Origin of the sequence: Streptococcus sp. DD04 (assembly GCF_001578725.1) — a bacterium.
In the GTDB taxonomy this organism is placed as follows: domain Bacteria; phylum Bacillota; class Bacilli; order Lactobacillales; family Streptococcaceae; genus Streptococcus; species Streptococcus sinensis.
The window spans coordinates 1-669 of sequence record NZ_KQ968994.1 but is presented as its reverse complement, the minus strand read 5'-3'; the positions used below and the strand labels follow the sequence as shown (position 1 = coordinate 669).

Below are 669 nucleotides of genomic sequence, written 5' to 3'. Positions count from 1 at the left end.
AGGTCCCGTAGTGTAGCGGTTATCACGTCGCCCTGTCACGGCGAAGATCGCGGGTTCGATTCCCGTCGGGACCGTTTCAATTGTAGGAAATGCAATTGAATGTTGCGGATGGATTAAGTGTCACTTAAGTCCTATTTGACAACTCTATAAAGACTCGTTAGCTCAGTTGGTAGAGCATTTGACTTTTAATCAAAGGGTCACTGGTTCGAGCCCAGTACGGGTCATATAAGCGGGTTTGGCGGAATTGGCAGACGCACCAGATTTAGGATCTGGCGCTTTAGGGCGTGGGGGTTCAAGTCCCTTAACCCGCATGAAGAAATAGAAGTGAGCCGGCTTAGCTCAGTTGGTAGAGCATCTGATTTGTAATCAGAGGGTCGCGTGTTCAAGTCATGTAGCCGGCATTTTTTTATACAGATGCGAACGTAGTTCAGTGGTAGAACACCACCTTGCCAAGGTGGGGGTCGCGGGTTCGAATCCCGTCGTTCGCTTTGAGGCCGGGGTGGCGGAACTGGCAGACGCACAGGACTTAAAATCCTGCGATTGGCAACGATCGTACCGGTTCGATTCCGGTCCTCGGCATGAGAGTTTAAAAGAGCACCCTTAGCTCAACTGGATAGAGTACCTGACTACGAATCAGGCGGTTAGAGGTTCGACTCCTCTAGGGTGCAT

At 50.8% G+C, this 669-nt stretch carries 7 tRNA genes; all 7 read left to right on the top strand.

The annotated features are described in order from the left end of the window. The first annotated feature begins 1 nt into the window (after position 1). A tRNA-Asp gene (locus tag STRDD04_RS10210) sits at positions 2-74 on the top strand. 77 nt (positions 75-151) lie between these two features. After that, positions 152-224, top strand: a tRNA-Lys gene (locus STRDD04_RS10205). A gap of 5 nt (positions 225-229) precedes the next feature. Beyond that, positions 230-311 (top strand) — tRNA-Leu (locus STRDD04_RS10200). Between the two features lie 17 nt (positions 312-328). After that, a tRNA-Thr gene (locus STRDD04_RS10195) sits at positions 329-401 on the top strand. 15 nt (positions 402-416) lie between these two features. After that, positions 417-488 (top strand) — tRNA-Gly (locus STRDD04_RS10190). 5 nt (positions 489-493) lie between these two features. After that, positions 494-579 (top strand) — tRNA-Leu (locus STRDD04_RS10185). A 15-nt stretch (positions 580-594) separates the two neighbouring features. Next, positions 595-668, top strand: a tRNA-Arg gene (locus STRDD04_RS10180). Position 669 lies beyond the last annotated feature (1 nt).